This is a genomic window from Nitratireductor luteus (assembly GCF_026162365.1).
Classification (GTDB): Bacteria; Pseudomonadota; Alphaproteobacteria; order Rhizobiales; family Rhizobiaceae; genus Chelativorans; species Chelativorans luteus.
In genome coordinates this window covers 1-16,760 of the sequence record NZ_JAOANW010000031.1, presented here as the reverse complement: position 1 = coordinate 16,760, position 16,760 = coordinate 1, and the positions used below count along the sequence as shown (strand labels likewise).

Sequence of the window (16,760 nt, the reverse complement as noted above, 5' to 3'; positions counted from 1 at the left end):
ATACGCCGAAATCGACCAATCATGAGCCCGATAAGGGCGCGAAACCCACGCCAAACAACCGAACTCGGTGGCTCGGGTCCGCTTTGGCGGTTTCGGCATCAAAAACGACGGTAGTTCGAGACCTCCAGGTAACTTAGCGGAACATTGTAGGCACCACACGGACCCAGTCGAGGGTGATCATAGAGACTCGGACGATTTTTGGCTGCGTATCGATCCACGGCATCTAATATACGCAATGCATCAAGAATAGTTGATTTTCCAGCATTGTTTGGTCCAACTAATATGTTGGTCGACTTGCATGCAACAGTGAAGTTCTCAAACTTCTTATAATCTTTGAAGCGAATCGTTTTTATCAGTGCCATTTGGCTATTATCTACGCCTCCCACGTGCCCTGCAACTGTGACGCATGCCAAGCTGGCGTATCAGCCAAGACCTTGGCAGTACGACGTTCTCGCGCCGACTGAACCGTGGAAAAGCGAACGGATACTGTCGCGCAAGCGGGTGCGGTGGTGCAAGATGGCGTGAACGAACCGCAATCGGAATCGCCGTGACCCGCAATCAGCTCGATCTCTTCCAGGCAGACGAACAGCCGGAGCTGTTCCCGGAGGATGCCGCGCCTATCGTCTATCGCGCCGACCCAGACCGCATAAGGCTGCGGCTCGCGCGGATTCTCGCCGAGGCACGCGCATCCGAGCGGATGCCGTGGGATTCGGAGCGCCTACGGCTTTACCGCCGGCTGGTGCCGCAGATGAGCATGTGGCTTCCCGAGGAAGAGGCGGCGCAACTGACGTTCGAGTTCGAGCAGGAACTGGAACGTTTGAAGGCAGCGTAGCCGCCGCCCCTCAATCACTCACAATCTCGCCCTTCGCCAGATCACCCAGATCGCCGGCGAGATCGGCGCGGACGAGGGCGGTGAGGAGGGTGGGGAATTCGGTTCTGGAGACGTGGCGGGAGAGCGCCTGGGCGTCGGCGCCGAGGCTGAGCTGTTCGCCGGCCTTGAGTGCTTTGTTGTCGGCGAAGGGGTGGAATTCGTCCCACGCGCCCTGCGCCTCGCGCAGGAAGATGGCGGCGCCCGTGGGGCCGATGCCCTTGAAGGCGGTCAGCAGCTTCTGCGCCTTTTTCACGTCGGCCCGCGCTTCCTTGCGCAGCCGGCGCAGGTCGCCGCCATAGCGCTCGATCAGCAGGCCGGAAGCGTCCTCCAGCATGCGCGAGGTGCTCTCGTCATAGCGGGCGTAGCCGTGCTCGTTGAGAACCGTCACGCGCTCGCGCCATGTCGCCGCGTGCATCTTTTCCGGCGTGCGCCAGCCGGCATCGAACAGCGCTTTGGCGCCCTTCACGGCCTGGCCGGCGCCAATGCGCGCGGAAAAGAGAAGGGAGGCGACCAGCCACTGAAACAGCGGCGACGGCGTGTTCTTCTCCAGCGGGATGCCGAGCTCTTTGCAATAGGTGCGGCCGTGGCGCGCCATCAGCGCCTTCACGATGTCCTTTTGAGCAGGCTTTGCCATTGGGAACCTCCGCGCTTTCCCGCTCAACAATCGGGAGGGCGCGAGGTTCCGGCTGGATCAGTTCACCGTTTCACACAAACGCCGAACCGATCCAACTGCTTGTTTCCAAGCAATCGGAAAACCGGTTTTCACTTTTCTCGGATTGCTCTGTAGCGAAGGCGGCGCACCGCTCAATCGCTCATCTTCAGCGCCTGGATGAAGGCCTCCTGCGGGATCTCCACCTTGCCGAACTGACGCATGCGCTTTTTGCCTTCCTTCTGCTTTTCCAGAAGCTTGCGCTTGCGGGTCACGTCGCCGCCGTAGCATTTGGCGGTCACGTCCTTTCTGAGGGCGGAGATGGTTTCGCGGGCGATGACCTTGCCGCCGATGGCGGCCTGGATGGGGATCTTGAACAGGTGCTGGGGGATGAGGTCCTTCAGCTTTTCGCACATGACGCGGCCGCGCTTGTCGGCCTGGGAGCGGTGAACCAGCATGGACAGCGCGTCGACGGGCTCGGCATTGACGAGGATCGACATCTTGACGAGGTCGCCCTCGCGGTAATCGGTGAGCTGATAGTCGAAGCTGGCATAGCCGCGGCTGATGGATTTGAGCCGGTCGTAGAAATCGAACACCACCTCGTTGAGCGGCAGGTCGTAGACGAGCATGGCGCGCGAGCCGGCATAGGAAAGGTCGGCCTGGATGCCGCGGCGGTCCTGGCAGAGCTTGAGGATGGCGCCCAGATGCTCGTCGGGGGTGAGGATGGTGGCGCGGATCCACGGCTCCTCGATGGAGGCGATCTTCATGACGTCCGGCATGTCGGCGGGGTTGTGCAGCTCGATCTGCTCGCCGTTGATCAGGTTCATGCGGTAGACGACGCTGGGGGCGGTGGCGATGAGGTCGAGGTCGAACTCGCGCGAAAGCCGCTCCTGGATGATCTCCAGATGCAGGAGGCCGAGGAAGCCGCAGCGGAAGCCGAAGCCGAGCGCGGCGGAGCTTTCCATCTCGTAGGAAAAGCTCGCATCGTTGAGGCGCAGCTTGCCGACGGCGGCGCGCAGATCATCAAAATCGTCGGCATCGACGGGGAACAGGCCGCAGAAGACGACCGGCTGGGCCGGCTTGAAGCCGGGCAGCGGGCGCGTGGTCTGGCGCTTTTCCTCGGTGATGGTGTCGCCCACGCGGGTGTCGGCGACCTCCTTGATCGAGGCGGTGATGAAGCCGATCTCGCCGGGGCCGAGGCTTTCCACCATGACCATCTTGGGCGTGATGACGCCGACGCGGTCGACCTGGTACTTGGCGCCGGTGCCGAGCATGCGCACGGTCTGGCCTTTTTTCAGGACGCCGTCGATGACGCGCACCAGAACGATGACGCCGAGATAGGCGTCGTACCAGCTGTCGACCAGCAGGGCCTTGAGCGGGTCGCCCGCCTCGCCTTCCCGGGGCGGCGGCAGGCGGTGGACGATGGCCTCCAAAACGTCTTCGACGCCGAGGCCGGTCTTGGCGGAAATCATGAGGGCGTTTGAGGCGTCGAGGCCGATGACATCCTCGATCTGCTGCTTGACGCGCTCGGGCTCGGCGGCGGGCAGGTCGACCTTGTTGAGGACGGGGACGATCTCGTGGTCGTTGTCGAGCGCCTGGTAGACATTGGCCAGCGTCTGGGCTTCCACCCCTTGAGAGGCGTCGACGACGAGCAGCGAGCCCTCGCAGGCGGCGAGCGAGCGGGAGACCTCATAGGCGAAATCGACATGGCCGGGCGTGTCGATGAGGTTCAGCACGTAATGCTGGCCGTCCCTGGCGTCATATTCGAGGCGGACGGTGTTGGCCTTGATGGTGATGCCGCGCTCGCGCTCGATGTCCATCGCATCGAGGATCTGCTCCTTCATCTCGCGATGCTCCAGCGATCCGGTCATCTGGATCAGCCGGTCGGCGAGCGTCGACTTGCCATGGTCGATATGGGCGACGATGGAGAAATTGCGGATTCGGGAAAGGGGCGTCTTGGTCATGCCCGCGCGTATAGAGCATTTGGCCAGCGCTTGGGAAGGCGGAATCGGGCCACCTTCCCGGCCGGTTCAGTCGTAGGACAGGTGCGTGGCCTTGCCGCCGAACACCCGGTAGGCATAGATCGTGTAGCCGAGGATGACCGGCAGCACGATGGCCGTGCCCACCAGGATAACGCCGAGGCTTTCGGTGGCCGCCGCCGCCTGCCAGATGGTGATGCGATCCGGCACCACATAGGGGTAGAAGGAATAGGCCAGGCCGGCGAAGCCCGCTGCGAAGACCAGCGCCAGGGCGATGAAGGGCTTGAGCGAATGGTCGTCGGCTGGGTCCGGCAGGCGGTAGCTCATGCGCCAGAGCCAGAGGAACAGGGCGCCCGAGAGGATTGGCAGCGGAGCCAGCCACACCATCTCCGGCCAGGTAAACCATTTTTCGAAGATGCGAACACTCGCGAGCGGCGTGGCGGCGGAGACGGCGGCCATGCCGGCGGCGGTGAAGGCCAGCGCCCGACGCAGCCAGGAGACGGCTTTTTTCTGCAACGCGTCTTCTGTCTTGTAGATAAGCCAGGCCGCGCCCATGGCGGCATAGGCGGCAGCCAGGCACACCGCCACCAGAGCCGCGAATAAAATTGCCGGCAGATCCTGCTTCAGCCCCAGCACGTAGATGCCCAGCATATAGCCCTGGGACAGGGCGGCGATCACCGAGCCGAGGAAGAAGATCCGGTCCCAGCGGCGCTTGCGGTGAACGGGCACCTTGGCGCGGAAGTCGAAGGCGACGCCGCGCAGGATGAGGCCGAAAAGCAGCAGGAAGACGGGAATGTAGAGGGCGGTGAGAATGGTGCCGTGGGCGATCGGGAAGGCCACCAGAAGCAGGCCGACGGCGAGCACCAGCCAGGTCTCGTTAGCGTCCCAGAAGGGACCGATAGCGGCGATCATCACGTCCTTCTCCTCCTTTTCGGCGGCGGCGAAGAGGATGCCGATGCCGAGGTCGAAGCCGTCGAGGATGACGTAGAGCAGGATCGCGACGCCCATCAGGCCGGCGAAGATCAGGGGGAGCATTGTGGGCCAGTCGAAGGTCATGTCTTCACTCTCCTGCCAGCATGGGCTGGTCGGCCGGATGGTCCTTGACGGCCGGGGCGGGCTGGTTGTCGCCTTCCTTCGCCGCTTTTCGCGCCATGTGGATCAGCACGCCCAGATAGACGATCAGAAGAACCACATAGAGGACGAGGTAACCGGCGAGCGTGAAGGCGACGTTGCTGCCGGCCACCGGACCCACAGCCTGTTCCGTTGCCAGCACACCGGTTACCAGCCAGGGCTGGCGGCCGATCTCGGTCGTGTACCAGCCGGCAAGCGTGGCGACCCACCCCGAAAGCGCCATGGGCACCATGAGCGCCGCGAGCGGCCTTGGCAGGGTGGACCGGCGGAACAGGAACCACGCCGCCGCCCAGGAGATCACCAGCATCAGAATGCCGACACCCACCATGATGCGGAAGGCGAAGAAGACGGGGGCGACCGGCGGATGCTTGCCCTCGAACTGATCGAGCCCCGGCACCACGCCGGAAGGGCTATGCTTGAGGATGAGGGAGGCGCCGCTCGGCACCGCGATCTCGAAGCGGTTCTCGCGCGCTTCCTCGTCGGGCCAGGCAAACAGCACCAGCGGGACATTGGACCGGGTTTCCCAGTTCGCTTCCATGGCGGCGATCTTGGCCGGCTGATGCTCGAGTGTGTTGAGACCATGCTGGTCGCCGACGAATATCTGGATGGGAATCAGGATCGCACCCATGGCAACGCCCGTGCGCAGCACCTTCCACATGGATTCGGACCGGTCGCCCAGCAGATAGCGCAGCGCCGAGAAGCCGGCGATGAGGAATGCGACGGTGAGGCCCGAGGCCAGGAGCATGTGGATCAGGCGGTAAGGAAAGGAAGGGTTGAAGACGATGGCCAGCCAGTCGGTCGGAAAAGCGACGCCGTCGCGCATCTCGAAACCGGCCGGCGTCTGCATCCAGGAATTGAGCGCCAGGATCCAGAAGGCGGACATGGTGGTGCCGAAGGCCACGAGGAACGTAGCCAGCGTATGCACCCGGTTCGAGACCCGCCGGAAGCCGAACAGCATGATGCCGAGGAAAACCGCCTCGAGGAAGAAGGCCGTCAACACCTCATAGGCAAGAAGCGGGCCGGCGATATTGCCCACTTTCTCCATGAAGCCCGGCCAGTTGGTGCCGAACTGGAAACTCATGGTGACGCCAGATACCACGCCCAGCGCGAAGGACAGGGCGAAAATCTTCACCCAGGTGAAATAGGCCTGCATCCAGGCGTGATCGTTGGTGCGGTTGTAGCGCAGCTTGAAATAGAGAAGCACCCAGCCAAGCGAAATGGTGATCGCGGGGAAAAGAATATGAAACGAAATATTCGCGGCGAACTGTATGCGGGAGAGCAAAAGCGGATCCACCGGGACCTCCCTTAATGGTTGTCGCAGGCAAGGTAGGATGCGCGACGACCCACGTCAAAGCGGCGCGCGGTCGCTGCGTCATACCGCCGCCTTGCGCGCAAGCGCTACGGCGGCGCGAGAACCGCACAATGCGGCCTTAACCGAAACTTCACCTCAAGAGCACAAATTCCGGCAGCCGGTTTACGCAGGGGAAAGCGGGGTATCCCGGCCTGTTGGGGGATGAGCATGGGTAATTATGAAGACGTCATGGCCGGATGGCCGGCGCTGGTGACGCAGGACGGCGGTGCGTCACCGGGCCTCGTGGCGCTTTTCTCGGGCATATTGATCCTTGCGTGCCTGGCTGTGATGCAGGTCTGGCGCATGCATGCCGGCACGCGCAGCGCGGGCACTGAACGCGAAGCCCGCGACACGATCGCGGCGGCGGTGCGAGGGCTGCGGCTGCGCTATATCGCGGTGATGGGGGCGCTTATCATACCCGGCATCTTCTTCATCCTGGGTTCGCACGTCACCAATGCACGCTTTTCCAACGCCACGTCTTTCGCCGCACTGGTGGCGGAAGCCGCCGAGACGACCGGCGCGACGACGCGCATCGCGCTCCAGATGTCCGATCCCACTGTCGAGAACCCGGACTGGGCCGAGAAAGCGCTGGAGGTGCATGCCCGGCAGCTCGAACTGATCAGCGGAAAGATCGAAGCGATATGGGCGCAGCTCGATCCCGAGATGCAGGAGCGCCTGATCGTCGGCACTCCTTACGGACCCAGGACGCCTGTTGCCATGCTCGAGGAGTTTCGCGATCAAGTCGGAGAGGCGTCCGAGGCGGCACCGGGAGAGCGCGCCAAGGTCGGCAGATACCTTACCGGCGTTACCCATCTCCTGGTCGAGCCAGCGCTCGATCAGCTGTCGGCAACGCTCCGGCAGTTCAACCGGGAACTGGCCAACCGGGTGAAGCTGACGATAAACGTGATCGCGGTGGTGCTTGTCGCATTCGCCGCGGGGATCCTGCTCCTCATCTTCCTGCCGATGGAGCGCTCGATCCGCGATGCGCTCGCCCGGCTCAGGAAAGCGCTGGAGGATGCAAAGTCCGCGGACCGGGCGAAATCGGAATTCCTGGCCAATATGAGCCATGAAATCCGCACGCCGATGAACGGCGTCCTGGGCATGTCGGAACTGATGGCAAGCACGGAGCTCGATGCGCGCCAGCGAACCTACAACGACGTCATCCTGAAGTCCGGCAACGCACTTTTGACCATCATCAACGACATCCTGGACTTCTCGAAGATCGACGCCGGCCATGCACATCTGGAGGCCGCGCCCTTCAACCTGGCCGAGACGGTGGAAGACGTGGCGACGCTCGTCTCGTCCCGCGCTTCGGAGAAGGACCTGGAACTGATCGTCCATGTGGACCCCTCGCTTCCCGGCTGGGTGGTTGGCGACATGGGACGTATTCGCCAGATCCTGACGAACCTGGCGGGCAATGCCGTCAAATTCACCGATAAAGGCCATGTGCTGATCGACGTATCGCGCGATGGCGACCAGATCCTCTTTCAGGTGATAGACACCGGCATCGGCATCCCGGAGGAAAAGCTGGCGAGCGTTTTCGAGAAGTTCAGCCAGGTGGATTCCTCCTCGACACGGCGGCACGAGGGGACCGGACTTGGCCTTGCCATCGCCTCGCGCCTGGTCGATCTGATGGGCGGCAGCGTCGGTGCTACGAGCAAGATCGGCGAAGGGTCGAGCTTCCATTTCCGGCTTCCGCTCGCCGCCCACCAGGGCGGCGACCCCAAGCCGGCGCGCGTGCCGACCGATATGGAAGGCGCCCGGATCCTGATCGTCGACGACAACGGGATCAACAGGAACATACTCGCCGAGCAGATGCGCAATTGGAAGCTGGACTGCTGCGCGGTGGAAAGCGGCGCGGTCGCGCTCGCCTTTATCGAGGAGGCCGAACGCCTTGGCGCGGGCGTCGACCTGATGGTACTCGACTATCAGATGCCACGGATGAACGGTGCGCAGGTGCTGCGCGAAATGCGCGCCGGGGGGCTTCTCGATCGCATCGGCGTCGTGCTGCTCACCTCCGTCGACGACACAATCGCGCTTCAGGAGCTGAAGTCGTCTGGCGCGGAGGCCATCCTGACGAAACCCACGCGCTCGGCACTGCTACGCGGGACCATCGAGGAAGTGCTCGCCGGGATGCAGGAGCGCGGCTGGCGGTCGAAGGACGAGGCTGGCACGGAGCCGGCGAAGCTGGCTCCCGTCATCTCATATACGCTTGGACCCAAAGTGAAACGGCAACGGGAAGCGGTGGTTGCGCCGGTGCCTGAAACGGGCGGCGCTGAAATATTGGTGGCCGAGGACAATGAGGTGAATCAACTTGTCTTCGAACAAATCCTGGGCGGCATGGGGCGAAAATTCACCCTGGCCGAGAACGGGCGCGAGGCGGTGGAAGCCTGGCGGAAACACCGTCCGGCGCTCATCCTGATGGATGTCTCCATGCCGGAGATGAACGGACACGAGGCAACGCGCGCGATCCGCTGGGCGGAGGACGCCGAAGGACTGCCGCGCACGCCTATCGTCGGACTGACGGCGCATGCGCTCGAAGGGGACCGGGAGCGCTGCCTGGACGCTGGTATGGACGACTACATGACCAAGCCGGTTTCGCCGGCGCGGCTGGAAGCGAAGATAAGCGAATGGCTGGCGGACGAGCGCCGGACGCTTGGAGCCGTGGGCGGACAGGTTTGATGCGACGCTAAGGCGTCTGCGCGCTGGTTCTACAATTGCGTCTCACGCCTCTGCCCTGCCGGGCAGAGGGGGGGGCGAAGGGGCGCGGCGGTAAATCATAATTATAGCGTTAACGGACTTCGCCCCCTCTCCCACCAAGGAAGATGGGCACCGCGAAGGGCGCCGAGATGCCGTGGAGGAAGATGGACAGGACGATCGTGAAAACGGCGATGTCGGTGACCATTTCTGCCTCGGCGAAGCCCGACCGATCGACAACCAGGATCAGATAGAGCACCGAGGCCAGGCCTCGCGGACCGAACCAGCCCATGAGGAGCCTGGCGCGCAGGCCGACATCGGTTCCAAGCGCGGCAATCCATACGGGTGCCATGCGGATGACGGTCAGGCTGAGAGCGGCGTAGAGAAGCGCCGGACCAACCGGAGAATCGAAAGCGCGCGGCAGGATGGCCACCCCGAAGAACAGAAAAGTGACGTTGGCCAGCAGCGAGCCTTCCGTTATCGCGAAGCGCGAGGTGCGTTCCACCAGATCGGGCGGCAGACGCCAGCCGAAGGCGAGACCGGCGGTGAAGGCAGCCAGGAAGCCGTTTCCGCCGACAAGCTCGGCGGTGAAATAGGCAAGACCGGCAAGCGCGACCATGATGGGCGTGCGCCCCACTGGGTCGGACTCACCGCGAGCCGCATAGCGCAGCGTCGCCCAGGCGCCGCCGAGGCCGACCAGCCCTCCGGCAAGCGGCCCGAAGACCAGCTCCCCTGCGAAGAAAAGAACGTGGCCAGTAAGTCCGGACGGGCCGTCCGCGCCGGTGGCCAACCCCAGGACCACGAGCAGGAGCGGCAGGCACAGGCCATCGTTGAGGCCCGATTCGGCGTCCAGCGCCTCGCGCGGCACCTCCGGCAGCGCCCGGTTCCCGAAAACGGGTTGGGCGAGCGCGGCATCGGTGGGTGTGAGCACGATCGCGAGAACTATGGCGCCATAGAAGCCGATGGCCGGGAAGACGATCATCGCGGCGGCGGCCCCGGCCGTGATCGTCAGCGGAATTCCGACGACCAGCAGACGCAGCGTCAGGCCGGCAATGGCACGTTCGGCCATGACGCTGGATATGCGTATATTCGCCGCGTCGCGGAACAGGATGACGACCAGCGTGACTGTGGCCAGGAACTCTATGACGGCGTTGCCGGCAAATGAAAACGGTGCACGGCCGGCAAGCGCGAACGCAAGACCGAGCCCCGTGAAGAGGAGCGGACCGGATAGCACCGAGGTCTGGAGCTTCCTGCCGAGGAGCGCGTAGGCCGCGAAACAGGCGAAGGTCAGCGCGAGCACCCCGTGATTTTCCATCTCAGCCGGTTGCCCCACCTTCGGCGTTCGGCTCGCTTTCCAGCGTCTCGTCTTCCTGGGGCCTTTCTTCCGGGGGCTTGTTCTCCGACAGATCGGCCCAGTTCAGCTTCTTGTAGTCGAAGCCATAGACGAGGGTCGGCTTGACGATCTCGAAATAGGGTGAGAGGTCGAAATCGCGGGGGGCGAAGAGCGAATGATGGCGGATATGCAATATCTCTTCGCGGGAATAGGTCGATTCGGCGGCGGCCTGGCCGGGAACGTGCTTTATGTCCGGCAGGATGGGATAGTGCACGAACTGGAACGCCTTGGCTATGAGCGAGGAGCAGATGGCGCGGGTGGGATCGCCCGAACCGAGGGAGAGCATACGCCGCCGCCAGCGCACGGGCACGGGCGGCGCGGGCATGAAAAAGCGAAGAAGATCGAAGATGTTGCGCATGTCGTAGCGCAGGCCGAGGCTTTCCACCATGAAATCGATGATGGCCTTCCGGTCGTCCGGCGTGAGCCCGCTCGGGCGGCAGATGCGGGTGTTGTAGGTGCGGTATTTGGACAGGGGGACGGCGATGCACCCGTCGCCCAGATTAACCTCGATGAGGCGCGGACGCTCCGAACCGTCAGCAGGCTCTTCCAGCACTTCCCCCACATAGAGCGCGGAATGACTCCAGGTCGACTGCGTCAGATATTTGATGGCGGCGGAAATGCGCTGGTTTCCCTCCACCAGGAGGACGTCGCCCGGCTGCAGGGCGCGGTGCAGGGTCTCGGGGTCGGACGGCGTATAGGGTTGATAGCCGGAGGATTCGGCTTGCAGGCGGCGGGCCAGGAAACGGCCGAAACGGTCCAGCAGGCTGTCGGTCTGTTGCGTCATGGACGGGGCCGTATCATGAACATGCAGCAACATTGGCAAGGCGGGGCCGCGCGTACAAGCCCTTTCCCCGGCCCTTTCACCAGCCCTTTCCCCGGCCCGTTCACCGGGCTTTCCCGGCTTTTGCCATGGCGCGTCCGATCTTCTTCCTGAGCTTCTTGCCCTCGCCTTCGAGGAGAGCGTCGGCGCGAGTCAGGATCGCCTTGCGCAGCGCCTTTTCACGCTTCTCCAGCTTCTTGCGGAACCTTGCCACGCTTTCCGGCGCTCTGATGACGTGTTCCTCGGCGTCGAGCAAATCGTACATGTTGGCAATGTCGTTGAGCTCGCCGAGGAGATCGCCCAGGGCGTTGGCGCGGTTGCGGCGGGCGGACGATGCACCCGGCCACATGTCGCCCAGAAGGCCGAGATGCATCCAGTGATATTTCAGCGCCTTACGCAGTTCGTGAAAATCGTCGGCCTCGCCCCGTTTGCGCGCATGCTTGAGCGACTTCTTCGCCTTCTGCACCATGGCGCGCGCTCCATGGGCGAGCAGGGCGGCGCCTTCCTCGGGATGGTCGGGGAGCTCGAGTTCGGCAAATGCCTCGCGGGCGGCGCGCAGATCGGAGAGCGTCGCGGCGCGGGCTTCGTCGAAGGCGCTGGTCTCGTGCACGATGCGGTCGCGGCGGCTGGTCAGGTGCTCGCGGATGGCCTGCAGATCGTCCGGGCCGGCTTTCCCGTCGCTCCGGAAGCGGTCGACGGTTTCAACCAGCGCATCGGCATCGCGGGCATGGGACAGCGCGCGCTGCAAATCGCGAAAGAGCACGTTGAACCGGTCGTGAAATTCCTTGTTGCCGTTGCCGATCAGCTTGAGCAGCCCGCGCAGGCGCTTGAGGCGTTTGCGGGCGGCGTGGACGGCAGTCTGGCGGCCCTCGGGCATGGCCTCCAGCACGGCTACGATGGCCGCGGTCTCCTCGTCGGCAATGCGGTGAACTTCCCTGTCGACGGGCAGCGCCGGGTCGATGCGATAACTCATAGGGTGGGCTCCGGAAGACCGTTGAGGGCAAGCGAGGCGTTGTAATAGGCGGGATTGCCGGTGATTTCCATGCCGAGCCAGGCGGGAAGGTCCGCGTCGGCGACCTCGTCTTCCGTTTCGAGCTCGGCCACAACCAGGCCGGCCAGCGCACCCGAAAACTCGTCCACCTCGTAGACATAACCGCGGTGGCGGACGAGGTTTCGGGTCTTTTCGATGACATTGCCGACGGCGAAACGCGCCATCTCCTCGGCTTCCTCCATCGGCACCGGATACTCGTATTCCTGGCGGTTGCGGGCGTGGGCGCCGAATTTGAAGGCGAGCATCGGCGTGCGATCCGCGCGGAAGCGAAGCCGCACCGAGCGGTCGGGACCGACGAACAGATATAGCTGGCGGATCGGCGAAGCCTCCATGGTTTCCGCCCTCCAGCCGTCGTCGACGACGAGAAACTTGCGCTCGCTCTCGGTTGGCATGGGTTCCTCCGCAAGCCGGTCGGATCATTCATTGCCATTTGATCGGCGCGCGATCAATCGCTTGACTTTAATCAATCGATTGATTAAATCGCCACCATGATGATGACACAAGGCTCCAACGGCTCTTCCGACACTGCCGACACCTACCGGCAAAGCGGGGCGGAGCGCACGCGGGAAGCGCTGATCCGCGCCGCGCTCCAGCTGTTCGGCAGGAACGGCTTCGAGGCGACGTCGACACGACAGATCGCCAGCGCCGCGGGTGCGAATATCGGCTCCATCGCCTATCATTTCGGCGGCAAGGAGGGGCTGCGGGCGGCCTGCGCGGACTATATCGTCAGCCTGATAGGCGAGGCGGCCGAAAGCGCCCTTGGCCCGGCAGGTCTGGAGACGGCGGCGGCGAAAACACGGGGAGAGGCCGAGGCGCTGCTGCGGCAAGCGCTGGAGGGGATGATCGGCTTTCTTCTGGTGCGGCCCGAGCCGGGCGATATCGTGCAGTTCCTGATTCGCGAGTTCGCGCATCCGACGGCGGCGCTGGACACGATCTATACCGGCGTTTTCGAGCCCGTGCACAAGCGGTTCTGCCAATTATGGGAAGCAGCCACCGGCGAGCCCGCCGAAAGCGAGAGCACGCGCCTCACGGTTTTCACGCTGATCGGCCAGATCGTCTATTTCCGGATCGCGCGCGAGGCGGTCACCCGCCGCATGGGCTGGACGGAAATCGGCGGGAGGGAAGCGACAAGCGTTATCGACGTGGTGGGCGCCAATCTGGACGCCATGCTCAAGGCGCGCGGAGGCAAGTCATGAGTTTTCTTTGCACCCTGCCCCTGATCGCCTCATTCCTGACCGCTTGCGGGCCGGCGGAACCTTTGGCGGTGGGCTATGTCGAGGGCGAATATGTGCTGCTGGCACCGCTCCAGACGGGCCAGGTGCGGACCGTGAACGTTCGCCGTGGCGAGCGCGTGGAAGCCGGCCAGCCCGTCGCGGAGATGGAGCGCCGGGACGCCGAGATCGCCGTCGCCCAGGCCGAGGCGGCGCTGGCGGAGGCGCAAGCCCATCTCGCCGACCTGCGCCACGGCAAACGCGAGGAGGAAATCGCGGTGCTGGAGGCTGCGCTGGCCTCGGCCAAGGCACAAAAGAGCGAGGCGGAGCGCGTGGAGACACGGACGGAGGACCTGTTCAAGCGCGGCATCGCCACCCAGGCCGAGCGCGACAAGGCGCGCACGGAAGCAGAACTTGCCGCCGCGCGGATGGGCGAGGCAGAGGCCAATCTGGCGGTTGCCCGGCTGCCGGCCCGCAAGCAGGCGATTGAAGCTGCCGAAAAGCAGCGCGACCAGGCAAAGGCGGCGCTCGACCAAGCTGAGTGGCAGCTGTCGGAGCGCACGCTGAAGGCGCCGTCGGCCGGCCGCGTGGACGACATCGTGCGCAATGCCGGCGATCTGGCCGGGCCGTCCGCGCCGGTGATCTCCATGCTGCCGGACGGGGCGGTGAAGCTGAAGCTCTACGTGCCGGAGGAGGCGTTCTCCTCGATCACGGTCGGGGACCGGCTGGCGGTGCGCTGCGACGGCTGCCCGCCGGACCTTTCCGCCACCATATCCTACATCTCGCCGGACCCCGAATTCACACCGCCGGTGATCTACTCCATCGAGACGCGGCAGAAGCTCGTTTTCCTGGTCGAGGCGAAGCCGGCCAGCGAGGCGGCCGGGCGGCTGCAGCCGGGGCAGATCGTCGATGTGAGCCTCACGGACGGTGAATAGCCATGCCTGCGATCGACGTCCACGATCTGGTCAAGCGGTTCGGCGACAAGACCGTTGTCGACCATGTATCCATGCGCGTGGAACAGGGCGAGATCGTCGGGTTCCTGGGGCCCAACGGATCGGGCAAGACGACGACGATCCGGCTGATGTGCGGGCTTTTGACCGCCGATGGCGGCGGCGGCGAGGTGCTGGGATACGACCTTGCGACAGACGCTCTGCGGATCAAGCGCGAGGTCGGCTACATGACGCAGCGCTTTTCCTTCTACGAGGATCTGACGATTGCCGAAAACCTTTCCTTCGTGGCGCGGCTTTATGAGTTGAAGCCGGCCGGCGAATATGTGCGGCGCACGCTGGACGATCTCGGCCTGACCTCGCGCCGCAACCAGCTTGCCGGCACGCTGTCGGGCGGATGGAAGCAGCGGCTGGCGCTGGCCGCCTGCATCATGCACGAGCCGAAGCTGCTGCTGCTCGACGAGCCGACGGCGGGCGTCGACTCCAAGGCAAGGCGCGATTTCTGGGACGAGATACACCGGCTGGCGGCGGACGGGCTGACCGTGCTGGTGTCGACCCACTATATGGACGAGGCCGAGCGCTGCCACCGCATCTCCTACATCTCCTACGGCAAGATGCTGGCCACGGGGACCGTCGACGAGGTGGTGAGGGACGCGGGCCTGACCACCTTCATCGTCAGCGGGCCGAGGCTGGAGACGCTGGCGCGGGAGATCGCGAAGCTGCCCGGCGTCGAGCAGGTGGCGCCCTTCGGTGCGACGCTGCATGTCGTGGGCTCGAATGCTGCCGCGCTGTCGGCTTCGCTCAGGCAGCTCGAGGAGCGGGAGGGCGTGCGCGTTGCGGCGGGTGAAACCAGCCTCGAGGACGTCTTCATCCAGTTCATGGCGGATGCCACGGACAATATGCAATGAACGCCGTATTCTCCTTCGCCCGGCTCGGCGCCATGCTGATCAAGGAATTCATCCAGATGCGGCGCGACCGCATCACCTTCGGCATGATGCTGGGCGTGCCGCTGATGCAGCTCGTGCTTTTCGGCTATGCGATCAACAACGACCCCAAGGCCCTGCCCTCGGCGCTGGTCTCGGTAAGCCAGGACCATTACAGCCGGGCGATGGTCTCGGCGCTGGAGACGACGGGCTATTACCGCTTCGACCATGTGGTGGATAGCGCGGCGGAGGCGGAGAGGCTGATGGCGCGCGGCGAGGTGGTGTTCGTGGTCACCATTCCCTCCGATTTCGCGCGGCAGGTGGACCGTGGCGGGAAGGCGCAGATCCTGATCGAGGCGGACGCCACCGACCCCTCGGTGGCCAGCGGCGCGATCTCGACGCTGGGCACGGTGGCGCAACAGGCACTGACCCGCGAGCGCGGCATGGCGGCGGCGGACCCGGAAGGCGGGCTCGAAGTGGTGGTGCACCGGCGCTACAACCCGGAAGGCATCTCGCAGTACAATATCGTGCCGGGGCTTCTCGGCGTCATCCTGCAGATGACGATGGTGATGATGACGGCCATCGCGCTGACCCGCGAGCGCGAGCGCGGCACCATGGAAAACCTTCTCGCCATGCCGGCAAGCCCGCTCGAAATCATGCTGGGCAAGGTGCTGCCCTATCTGGTGGTGGGCGCGGTGCAGGTGGCGGTGGTGCTTTCGGCGGCGAAGCTGCTTTTCGGCGTCCCCTTCATCGGCAGCTTCACGCTGCTGCTTTCCGCCGTCCTCATCTTCGTGCTGGCGCTGGTGCTGCTCGGCTACACGATCTCGACCGTGGCCAGGACGCAGATGCAGGCGATGCAGCTCACCTTCTTCTTCTTCCTGCCGTCGCTGCTTCTGTCGGGCTTCATGTTCCCCTATCGCGGCATGCCGCTATGGGCCCAATGGCTGGGCGAAATCTTCCCCCTCACCCACTTCCTGCGGGTGATCCGCGCGGTGATGCTGAAGGGCGCCGAACTGCCGGCGGTGGCCTTCGAGACGGGGGTGCTGGGGTTGTTTATCTTTATCTATGCGGGGATCGCGCTTTTGAGGTTCCGGCGGACGTTGGATTGAGGGGGGGGTGGTGTCTCAGGTAGCGTTTTGCGCTGGGCGGACCCATTGTAGCAGTACAGGCTCACGACGTTGCGGCTCAAGTTGACCCTCACCTAGCAAAAGATCGGCCGAATCAACTTGTCAGACACTCCGCGAAAGGAGAACATAGGGCAACGGTTGTATAGCGAGCATAGGAAGCGGCGTGCAGAACAAGCGGTATCAGGTTTTCATAAGTTCAACATTCGAAGACCTTCGAGAAGAGCGTCGCGCCGTGCAGGACGTGGTCATAAGCACCGGCGATTTTCCGGTGCAAATGGAGTCTTTTCCAGCTGCGGATGAAGATCAGTTCCAGTTCATCAAGTCGCTGATTGACCAGTGTGATTATTATCTCCTTATCATAGGTGGGCGCTACGGGACTGTCGCGGAAGAAGGTCTTAGCTACACCCACAAAGAATTTCGGTACGCAGTTTCAAAAGGCGTGCCGGTCCTTGTGATGCTCCATGGCGATAGAGGTAAGATACCTGGAGGTCTCTAAAAACCTCGCCTTCGGCACCGGATTTTGATTCACTGTCGCGGTGATTTGCGCGGAGGTAGCGGATGCGGGGACAAGCCGGGTTCTGGGACATTGACGAGCGGTATGCCCGATTGA

General features: G+C 63.9%; 16 protein-coding genes. 7 read left to right on the top strand and 9 right to left on the bottom strand.

Features of this window, described 5'->3' with window-relative positions:
- Positions 1–98 precede the first annotated feature (98 nt).
- The gene (locus tag N1058_RS23820) at positions 99–362 is read right to left on the bottom strand and encodes an AAA family ATPase (RefSeq protein WP_265520073.1); all 264 of its coding nucleotides are present in this window, start codon (positions 360–362) and stop codon (positions 99–101) included.
- A gap of 185 nt (positions 363–547) precedes the next feature.
- Between N1058_RS23820 and N1058_RS23815 the strand changes: the two genes are divergently transcribed.
- A complete protein-coding gene (locus N1058_RS23815) occupies positions 548–832 on the top strand; it encodes a hypothetical protein (protein ID WP_265520072.1) in 285 nt (94 codons plus the stop codon).
- A 10-nt stretch (positions 833–842) separates the two neighbouring features.
- On the opposite strand, the gene N1058_RS23810 is transcribed toward N1058_RS23815, so the two are convergent.
- From N1058_RS23810 to N1058_RS23795, 4 genes are all read right to left on the bottom strand, one after another.
- Entirely contained in the window at positions 843–1,505 is a 663-nt protein-coding gene (locus N1058_RS23810; RefSeq protein WP_265520071.1) for a hypothetical protein, read from the bottom strand.
- Positions 1,506–1,675: 170 nt separating this feature from the next.
- On the bottom strand, positions 1,676–3,484 hold the full coding sequence (gene lepA / locus N1058_RS23805) for a translation elongation factor 4 (protein WP_265520070.1): 1,809 nt from the start codon (positions 3,482–3,484) through the stop codon (positions 1,676–1,678).
- A gap of 66 nt (positions 3,485–3,550) precedes the next feature.
- Complete coding sequence (locus N1058_RS23800; protein ID WP_265520069.1) at positions 3,551–4,555, bottom strand: cytochrome d ubiquinol oxidase subunit II; 1,005 nt, start codon at positions 4,553–4,555, stop codon at positions 3,551–3,553.
- A gap of 4 nt (positions 4,556–4,559) precedes the next feature.
- The gene (locus N1058_RS23795) at positions 4,560–5,924 is read right to left on the bottom strand and encodes a cytochrome ubiquinol oxidase subunit I (RefSeq protein ID WP_265520068.1); all 1,365 of its coding nucleotides are present in this window, start codon (positions 5,922–5,924) and stop codon (positions 4,560–4,562) included.
- 225 nt (positions 5,925–6,149) lie between these two features.
- Between N1058_RS23795 and N1058_RS23790 the strand changes: the two genes are divergently transcribed.
- Positions 6,150–8,663, top strand: coding sequence for a response regulator (locus tag N1058_RS23790; RefSeq protein WP_265520067.1), 2,514 nt, complete (start codon positions 6,150–6,152; stop codon positions 8,661–8,663).
- 109 nt (positions 8,664–8,772) lie between these two features.
- On the opposite strand, the gene N1058_RS23785 is transcribed toward N1058_RS23790, so the two are convergent.
- From N1058_RS23785 to N1058_RS23770, 4 genes are all read right to left on the bottom strand, one after another.
- Positions 8,773–9,993 carry a cation:proton antiporter domain-containing protein gene (locus N1058_RS23785; protein ID WP_265520066.1) on the bottom strand — a complete coding sequence of 407 codons (1,221 nt, stop codon included), beginning with the start codon at positions 9,991–9,993 and terminating at the stop codon, positions 8,773–8,775.
- A 1-nt stretch (position 9,994) separates the two neighbouring features.
- Positions 9,995–10,855 carry a C40 family peptidase gene (locus N1058_RS23780; RefSeq protein ID WP_265520065.1) on the bottom strand — a complete coding sequence of 287 codons (861 nt, stop codon included), beginning with the start codon at positions 10,853–10,855 and terminating at the stop codon, positions 9,995–9,997.
- A gap of 100 nt (positions 10,856–10,955) precedes the next feature.
- Positions 10,956–11,864: a CHAD domain-containing protein gene (locus N1058_RS23775; RefSeq protein ID WP_265520064.1), complete on the bottom strand. Its 909-nt coding sequence runs from the start codon at positions 11,862–11,864 to the stop codon at positions 10,956–10,958.
- Positions 11,861–12,334: a CYTH domain-containing protein gene (locus N1058_RS23770; RefSeq protein WP_265520063.1), complete on the bottom strand. Its 474-nt coding sequence runs from the start codon at positions 12,332–12,334 to the stop codon at positions 11,861–11,863. The genes N1058_RS23775 and N1058_RS23770 overlap by 4 nt, the downstream gene beginning before the upstream one ends.
- 102 nt (positions 12,335–12,436) lie before the next feature.
- Here N1058_RS23770 and N1058_RS23765 point away from each other — a divergent pair, with 102 nt between their 5' ends.
- The 5 genes from N1058_RS23765 to N1058_RS23745 all read left to right on the top strand — a co-directional run bounded on the left by N1058_RS23765 (position 12,437) and on the right by N1058_RS23745 (position 16,646).
- Complete coding sequence (locus N1058_RS23765; protein WP_265520074.1) at positions 12,437–13,138, top strand: CerR family C-terminal domain-containing protein; 702 nt, start codon at positions 12,437–12,439, stop codon at positions 13,136–13,138.
- The gene (locus N1058_RS23760; protein ID WP_265520062.1) at positions 13,135–14,088 is read left to right on the top strand and encodes an HlyD family secretion protein; all 954 of its coding nucleotides are present in this window, start codon (positions 13,135–13,137) and stop codon (positions 14,086–14,088) included. Before N1058_RS23765 ends, N1058_RS23760 begins: the two co-directional genes overlap by 4 nt.
- A 2-nt stretch (positions 14,089–14,090) precedes the next feature.
- The gene (locus tag N1058_RS23755; protein WP_265520061.1) at positions 14,091–15,008 is read left to right on the top strand and encodes an ABC transporter ATP-binding protein; all 918 of its coding nucleotides are present in this window, start codon (positions 14,091–14,093) and stop codon (positions 15,006–15,008) included.
- On the top strand, positions 15,005–16,132 hold the full coding sequence (locus tag N1058_RS23750; RefSeq protein ID WP_265520060.1) for an ABC transporter permease: 1,128 nt from the start codon (positions 15,005–15,007) through the stop codon (positions 16,130–16,132). The genes N1058_RS23755 and N1058_RS23750 overlap by 4 nt, the downstream gene beginning before the upstream one ends.
- A gap of 181 nt (positions 16,133–16,313) precedes the next feature.
- Positions 16,314–16,646, top strand: a complete 333-nt coding sequence (locus N1058_RS23745; RefSeq protein ID WP_265520059.1) for a DUF4062 domain-containing protein — start codon at positions 16,314–16,316, stop codon at positions 16,644–16,646.
- Positions 16,647–16,760 lie beyond the last annotated feature (114 nt).

Excerpts from the sequence above, each read along its gene's own strand:
- N1058_RS23775 (WP_265520064.1), bottom strand. The coding sequence starts at position 11,864 with ATGAGTTATCGCATCGACCCGGCGCTGCCCGTCGACAGGGAAGTTCAC.
- N1058_RS23770 (WP_265520063.1), bottom strand. The coding sequence starts at position 12,334 with ATGCCAACCGAGAGCGAGCGCAAGTTTCTCGTCGTCGACGACGGCTGG.
- N1058_RS23785 (WP_265520066.1), bottom strand. The coding sequence starts at position 9,993 with ATGGAAAATCACGGGGTGCTCGCGCTGACCTTCGCCTGTTTCGCGGCC.
- N1058_RS23755 (WP_265520061.1), top strand. The coding sequence starts at position 14,091 with ATGCCTGCGATCGACGTCCACGATCTGGTCAAGCGGTTCGGCGACAAG.
- N1058_RS23790 (WP_265520067.1), top strand. The coding sequence starts at position 6,150 with ATGGGTAATTATGAAGACGTCATGGCCGGATGGCCGGCGCTGGTGACG.
- N1058_RS23820 (WP_265520073.1), bottom strand. The coding sequence starts at position 362 with ATGGCACTGATAAAAACGATTCGCTTCAAAGATTATAAGAAGTTTGAG.
- N1058_RS23810 (WP_265520071.1), bottom strand. The coding sequence starts at position 1,505 with ATGGCAAAGCCTGCTCAAAAGGACATCGTGAAGGCGCTGATGGCGCGC.
- N1058_RS23780 (WP_265520065.1), bottom strand. The coding sequence starts at position 10,855 with ATGACGCAACAGACCGACAGCCTGCTGGACCGTTTCGGCCGTTTCCTG.
- lepA (WP_265520070.1), bottom strand. The coding sequence starts at position 3,484 with ATGACCAAGACGCCCCTTTCCCGAATCCGCAATTTCTCCATCGTCGCC.
- N1058_RS23765 (WP_265520074.1), top strand. The coding sequence starts at position 12,437 with ATGACACAAGGCTCCAACGGCTCTTCCGACACTGCCGACACCTACCGG.
- N1058_RS23800 (WP_265520069.1), bottom strand. The coding sequence starts at position 4,555 with ATGACCTTCGACTGGCCCACAATGCTCCCCCTGATCTTCGCCGGCCTG.
- N1058_RS23760 (WP_265520062.1), top strand. The coding sequence starts at position 13,135 with ATGAGTTTTCTTTGCACCCTGCCCCTGATCGCCTCATTCCTGACCGCT.
- N1058_RS23750 (WP_265520060.1), top strand. The coding sequence starts at position 15,005 with ATGAACGCCGTATTCTCCTTCGCCCGGCTCGGCGCCATGCTGATCAAG.